Source organism: Actinophytocola sp. (genome assembly GCF_045807065.1).
Classification (GTDB): Bacteria; Actinomycetota; Actinomycetes; order Mycobacteriales; family Pseudonocardiaceae; genus Actinophytocola.
This window is the reverse complement of sequence record NZ_JBJMIE010000576.1, coordinates 25,091-31,309: the sequence shown is the minus strand read 5'-3', so window position 1 is coordinate 31,309 and position 6,219 is coordinate 25,091. Positions and strand designations below refer to the sequence as shown.

Sequence of the window (6,219 nt, the reverse complement as noted above, 5' to 3'; positions counted from 1 at the left end):
GGGCTTCTCGTCCATCTGCGAGCCCTGCTGCTGGGCGGGCATCCGGCCGGTCTCGGTCTGGAAGTACACGGCGAAGACCAGCCAGATCCCGCTGAACCCGCAGAAGTACACCGTCGCCAGCGTCGCGCCGCTCGGGTAGCCGGGGGTCCTGGTGAACAGCCGCATGTGCACCAGCGGCGTCCGGTCGTCCGCCACCCTGCGGCGCTCCCACCGCAGGAACGACCAGCCCATCGGCACCGCGACCAGGAACATCCACCAGAACCGGCGGAGGCCACCGGCGTCGGAGAGCACGACCGGCACCATCAGGCACAGCACGGTGAGGCCCAGCAGCAGAATGCCGAGGTAGTCGATGTCGGGGCGGGTCGAGCCCTTCGGCGTGCGCGGCACCAGCAGCAGCGCCAGCACCAGCGTGAGCAGGCCGAACGGCAGGTTGACCAGGAACACCCAGCGCCACCCGTTGGGCTCGCCGGCCACACCGAGGATGAACCCGCCGACCACCGGACCGGCCGCGGTCGACAGGCCGACCGTGGCGCCGAGCAGCCCGAACGCCCGGCCCCGTTCCGCGCCGCGGAACAGGTCCTGGATGAGGCCGCCGTTCTGCGGCGTGACCAGCCCGGCGACCGACCCCTGCAGCAGCCGGGCGACCACGAGCAGGGTCAGCGTGGACGCGAGCCCGGCGAACATGCTGGTGACGACGAACCCGGACAGCGCGATGAGGTAGATGTTGCGCCGTCCGAACGCGTCGCCGAGCCGGCCGCCGGCGACCAGCACGAGGCCGAACATCAGCGGATATCCCGACACGACCCACTGCACGCCGCTCGCCGACGTGCCGAGCCCCTTCTCGATGGACGGGATCGCGACGGTCACGATGCTGACGTCCAGCAGGATCATGAACCCACCGGCGAGGGTCACGACCAGCGCCCGCCAGCGCCGTGGGTCCGTACCGGGCTCGTACTGGGTTGGCTCCGTGGTAGCTAGTGACACCCGTGATGTGTACCCGAAGCCGAGGACTTACTGCACTTGACCGCACATTCAGCTCGTACCGTCCGCTGTGGACACCTCCCCGCGGAGCGGTCAGCCGAACGGCAGCCAGGCCAGCTGACCCAGCGAGTCCAGGTCGTTGACCAGGATGCCCGCCTCGGACACGGTCCACAGCTCGTCGCCGATGACCATGGCCCGCCGCGGCGCCATCGGGGTGCCGTACCGATCGGAGTCGTGGGTCAGCACGCCGACCTTGTCGAACGAGCCCTCGCGCACCTTGAGCACGAGCGCGCCGGCGCCCTGGTCCGGTCCGCCTTTCGGGTCGAGGCCGCCGCCGGAGATCGGCAGCACGAGCAGTCCCTTCGCCGGCCAGTACAGGAACGCGTGCGGGTCGCTCTCCGCCTCGGTCCAGGCGTAGGGCAGGTGGTACTGGGCGATCCGCCGGGCGCCCGCGGGGTCGCTCGTGTCGAACAGCGACACCTGGGCACCCTGCGCGCCGCCGCTCTCGTCGGCCTCCTGCCCGACACCGATCAGGCGACCGTCGCCGGCGGGATGCAGGTACGCGGAGTAACCCGGGATCTTCAGCTCGCCGGTCACCTTCGGCGCCGCGGGATCCCGCAGGTCAACCGTGTACAGGGGGTCCGTCTGCCGGAACGTCACGACGTACGCGGTGTCGCCGAAGTAGCGCACGGCGTAGATCCGCTCCCCCGCGCCGAGGCCACCCACCTGGCCGACCTGGGTCAGCTCGTTCCCCCTGCGCCGCAACACCGTGATCATGCTCTGCGAGCTGCCCCGGCCGTAGGTCGTGGTGGCGACCCGCAGGTCGTCGGCGTACTCCGACAGCGAGTACTGGTTGAGCAGGCTGCCGTCCACCGCGCCGGACGCCACGTGCACCGGCTTGCCGGGCCCGGAGATGTCGAACTGGTACAGCTCGGTGCGCGCGGACGCCGGCGGCCCCTCGATCGCGCCGGACATCGAGTGGTCGTCGGCGACGTAGAGGCTCCTCTCGGTGCCGTACACCGTGCTGCCGTCGGCGACGATCGTGACCGGGTCGCCGGTGCCCAGGCGCCCGCGCAGGTCGACGGTGAGCACGGTGAGCATGCCGGTCGCCGTGTAGTCGGCCGGATGGCTCACGTCGGCGCACCCGGTGAGCTGCCCGCTCCTCGTGGCGCCGCCGGTCCTCAGTTCGTAGCGGGGCAGCCAGTCCTGGATCGTCGAGCCGGTCACGGCCTCCTCGTTGTCGAGCAGCGCGGAGAGCTTGTCGCCGTCGTCGGGGTAGCGGAACGGCAGGCGCGGCTGGGAGTGCACGACGACCCGTGCCACCGAGCCGACCTGCCGCGCGTCGAGGTAGCTGCCGTCGACCGCCAGCGTGCCGAGGACCTTGCCGGCACCGGTCAGGTCCACGAGCACCAGCTGGGAGCCGTAGGGCGCGGTGTCGGTGGGCGCGGTCTCGCCCGGCATCCCGCGCGGCAGGTCGGTGACCATGGCGGTGCTGGTCATGACCAGTGCGCGGTCCCCCGCGACCAGCAGCTCCGTCGGGTAGTCCGGCCCGTCCAGGCGCACGGCGGCGGTCTGGGTGCGGGACGCGACGTCCACGACCCGCAGCACGCCGTCCGCGATGCTCACGACGCGCTTGCCGTCGGTCTTCACCAGGTCCGGCTCGTCGACCCCGGCCTCGTGCACGTTCGTCGTCGAGTGGTCCTCCTTCTGGGTCGGCGCAGTGCCCGGTGCCTCGGGCGCGGCCACCTTCCCGGCGGCGCTGTCCTCGACCGCCCGCCCCTCGTCCGCCGTGAACACCTCGCCGCGCCCACCGAAGTCCAGGCCGTACGGACCGACGTGTGGCATGATCCGGTCCTTCAGCTGCTGCAGCGCGCCGGCGCAGCTGTCGTAGGCGACGAGGCTGAGGTTCCCGGTCCGGTGCGGCGTCCGGGCGGGACCGTCAGCCGCGCCGACGATCACCCCCGTGGTGATCAGGCCGGCGCCAAGTGCCATCACGAGGCCCGCGGTGAGCGCACTCCGCCTGCTCGGTAAGTCCGTCATGCCGCCAGGACGGACCGCGGTGGCGAGCGCGTTGCTCGATTGGGCGGAATATCTTGGAAATCTGCTCCGCTGCGGGTTCACTTACTGGATGCGTCCCAGTCAGCGAGTAGCGGAAGCGATCCTCGCGCTGCCGGCCGACCGGATCCGCCGGGTCGCGGTCGACGGCGTGAACGGCGCCGGCAAGACCGACTTCGCGGACGCGCTCGCCGGCGAGCTGAACGTCCGCGGCGCGAAGGTGATCCGGGTGTCCGCCGATGGTTTCCTCAACCCGCCGCGCACCCGGCACCGCCGCGGCCGCGACTCGCCGGAGGGCTTCTACCGCGACTCGTTCGACTACGGGCGGATGGTCCGGCTGCTGCTCGACCCGCTCGGTCCGGAGGGCAACCGCGAGTACATCCGCGAGGTGTACGACGTGCGGCGCGAGCGCCAGGTGCGGCGGCTGCCCGAACTGGCCGACGACAACGCGATCCTCGTGCTGGACGGGGTCTTCCTGCTCCGGGACGAGCTGTACCGGTACTGGGACTACTCGGTCTGGCTGGAGGTCCCGTTCGACGTGGCCGTCCCGCGCGCCGCCAAACACGGGCTCGGCATCAAGGACCCGGACCCGAAGTCGGTGAAGAACTGGCGGTACGTCGAGGGTCAGCGGCTGTACATGGCGGAGTGCCATCCCCGCGACCGGGCGAAGGCCGTGATCGACAACTCGGACCTGGACAACCCGGTGCTGCTGACCTAGGTCCTCAGCCGCGTCCGCCCGTGCCGGCGCAGCACCGCGATGACGAGCAGCGACAGACCCACGCCGACGAGGGCTTCACCGAACCACAGCACCGCCGGGCCGCGCCAGAAGCCGTAGTAGGCGAACCACGCCAACGGCTCGAAGACGAACGGGACCGTGACCGCGATCCCGGCGACGACCGACCGACGGGCACCCCACCAGCGGCCCAGGAGGCCGTAGGCGATGCCTGCGACGAGCGCCGCGAGCAGCCATGGCGCGACGAAGTGCAGCCACCCGGAGAGGTTGCTCCTGATCAGGGTCAGCAACGGGGGTGGCGTGTAGCCGCGGTAGCCGCCGTGTTCGTCGTAGACGAGGAACTGGAAGTAGAAGCCCGAGACCGCGAACACGTCGGCGAGCACGCCGGCGACGGCCGCCCACAACCAGGACCGCTGCGACCAGCCCGCGAGGAACGCCAACACGAGCCAGGGACTCGACAGGTTGGAGATCCAGAACGCCGCGGTTCCCTGCGGTGACGGGATCAGCGACGTCAGGAGGCCGTACACCGCGCCGCCGACCGCCGCGGCGAGTGCCAGCAGTGCACTCTTCGCTACAGACATCGATCTTTCCCCCAGGTTCAGTGGAAAGTCAGGTGTCGGCCTGCCCGGTGGTCTCGCCGTCGACCACGTCCGGGTCCGTGCGTTCCACGCTGATCTGCCAGCCGCCGACCAGGGCCAGTCCCGCGCCGACCACGGTCAGCATCGGGGCCACCACCGCCGCGATGACTCCCGCGTTGACCGGGATGTCGAGAATCTTGCGGCCGCTGCGGTCGGCGACCACGATCCGCCGGACGTTGCCCTGCCGGACCACGTCGTTGATCTTGTCGAACAGGGCCTGAACGCCCGTGCCCTCAGCTTCTTTTCCCACGGTTCTCCCCCTCCGCCGCGAGTTGACGGTCAACCAGGAAGTGTGCCACGTCCGCCGTCGCCGGGTACAGCTCACGGTACTTCTCGTACAGCTCGTCGTACCCGAACGTCCCCCTCGCTTCCGACGACGTGGTCCGGCGGCGGTCAGGGCCGGCACGACCTCGGCCGGCGGGCCGGCCGCACGACTGCGCACGTCCGTGCTACCTTGTGTGCATGTCTGGTCTACGGTCCGCGCTGGCCCGTGCCGGGCTGCGTGTGGAGGCCGACGAGTTCGTCTCGCTCGTGGAGGACGCCTCCCGACGGCTGGCCCCACTCGACCCCAGACCAGCCGACTACTTCAGCGCCGACCAGCGGACCGCACTCGAGGCGGTCGGCCTCGACCTGTCCCCCCAGCACGCCGGCGATCGGGACGTGCGCGCGCGGACGGTAGCACTGCAGGCGGTCCTGCGGGACACCGCGTTGACCGTGGCCGGCGCCGCCGAGCGGATCGGCGTGGACGCGAGCCGCATCCGCCACCGGCTGTCCGAGGGGCAGCTGATGGGCTGGAAGTACCGCGGGGGCTGGCGGCTGCCGGTGTGGCAGTTCACCGACGACGACGTGCTGCCCGGGCTCGGCACCGTGCTGGCGGCCGCGCCGGCGGACCAACCCGCGCTGGTGGTGGCGGCGTTCATGACCACGCCGCAGAACCTGCTCGGCGACCCGGCGGTGACGCCGCGGGACTGGTTGCTGGCCGGCGGCGCGCCGAAGAAGGTCGCGGCGCTCATGTCCGTACTGGGGACGCCTGCCTGACGTGAGCCGACTGCCCCTGCCACCCGCACCGAGCGTCCTGCGCAAGCTGCTGCGCCACGACGAGGACATCGCGGTCCTGCCGACGTCGGCCCGGCTCGTGCGGGTGTTCGTGGCGGCCGGCGCGCACCAGCAGCGGTGGAACACCTTCCGCCACACCGGCCCCCTGCCCCACGCCCGGTTCGACCCGCAACCGCCGTCGCCCAACGGGGGCATGGGCACCTCGCCCGCACACGGCGTCCTGTACTTCGGCCTGTCCGTGCGGACGTCGATCGCCGAGGTGTTCCAGGCGTCCTCGGTGGTCGACCGGACGACCCGGCGGCCGCACCTCGCGGTGTTCGCCCCGACGCGGTCGCTGTGCCTGCTCGACCTCACGGGCCTGTGGCCGACGCGCGTGGGTGCCTCCCAGGAGATCTCCACCGGTCCCAAGGACATCACGCAGGCCTGGGCCCGCGCGATCCGCGAGGCGTTCCCCGACCTCGACGGCCTCTGGTACCGCTCGTCGATGGACGCCGGCGACCCCGCCGTGTGCCTGTGGCACCCACCCGCGGGCAACGCGCTGCCGCTGACCCCGGAAGTGTTGCTCCCGCTGGACTATCCGGGCCTGGACCTGCCGCTGGCGCGCGTCTGCGACTCGCTGAACTACGTGCTGAACTGACACCGCGAGCCCCGCCAACCCGTAGGGCTTTCCCCACCCCGGTTTCCGGGGCATCCCTGGTGTCCGCGACCACTTCCCGGTCCTAGCGTAATGACCATGCCGCTAGTGAGTCACATCAC

Annotated in this window: 7 protein-coding genes; 3 read left to right on the top strand and 4 right to left on the bottom strand. The window is 71.3% G+C overall.

The window, feature by feature from the left end; translation table 11 throughout:
- Together ACJ73U_RS33935 and ACJ73U_RS33930 are read right to left on the bottom strand one after the other, a co-directional pair.
- On the bottom strand, nt 1–984 hold a 984-nt coding region (locus ACJ73U_RS33935), incomplete at its 3' end, for an MFS transporter (RefSeq protein ID WP_407781837.1).
- Between the two features lie 90 nt (nt 985–1,074).
- On the bottom strand, nt 1,075–3,021 hold the full coding sequence (locus tag ACJ73U_RS33930; RefSeq protein ID WP_407781836.1) for a beta-propeller domain-containing protein: 1,947 nt from the start codon (nt 3,019–3,021) through the stop codon (nt 1,075–1,077).
- An 88-nt stretch (nt 3,022–3,109) separates the two neighbouring features.
- On the opposite strand from ACJ73U_RS33930, the gene ACJ73U_RS33925 reads away from it, so the two are divergent.
- Nucleotides 3,110–3,754, top strand: coding sequence for a uridine kinase (locus tag ACJ73U_RS33925; protein WP_407781835.1), 645 nt, complete (start codon nt 3,110–3,112; stop codon nt 3,752–3,754).
- On the opposite strand, the gene ACJ73U_RS33920 is transcribed toward ACJ73U_RS33925, so the two are convergent.
- Both ACJ73U_RS33920 and ACJ73U_RS33915 read right to left on the bottom strand, forming a co-directional pair.
- Nucleotides 3,751–4,350, bottom strand: coding sequence for a DUF6518 family protein (locus ACJ73U_RS33920; protein WP_407781834.1), 600 nt, complete (start codon nt 4,348–4,350; stop codon nt 3,751–3,753). The genes ACJ73U_RS33925 and ACJ73U_RS33920 overlap by 4 nt on opposite strands.
- 28 nt (nt 4,351–4,378) lie before the next feature.
- Nucleotides 4,379–4,657, bottom strand: coding sequence for a DUF4342 domain-containing protein (locus ACJ73U_RS33915; protein WP_407781833.1), 279 nt, complete (start codon nt 4,655–4,657; stop codon nt 4,379–4,381).
- A gap of 212 nt (nt 4,658–4,869) precedes the next feature.
- Between ACJ73U_RS33915 and ACJ73U_RS33910 the strand changes: the two genes are divergently transcribed.
- Complete coding sequence (locus ACJ73U_RS33910; RefSeq protein ID WP_407781832.1) at nt 4,870–5,445, top strand: DNA-binding protein; 576 nt, start codon at nt 4,870–4,872, stop codon at nt 5,443–5,445.
- 1 nt (nt 5,446) lies between these two features.
- Nucleotides 5,447–6,100 carry an RES family NAD+ phosphorylase gene (locus tag ACJ73U_RS33905; protein WP_407781831.1) on the top strand — a complete coding sequence of 218 codons (654 nt, stop codon included), beginning with the start codon at nt 5,447–5,449 and terminating at the stop codon, nt 6,098–6,100.
- Nucleotides 6,101–6,219: the final 119 nt, after the last annotated feature.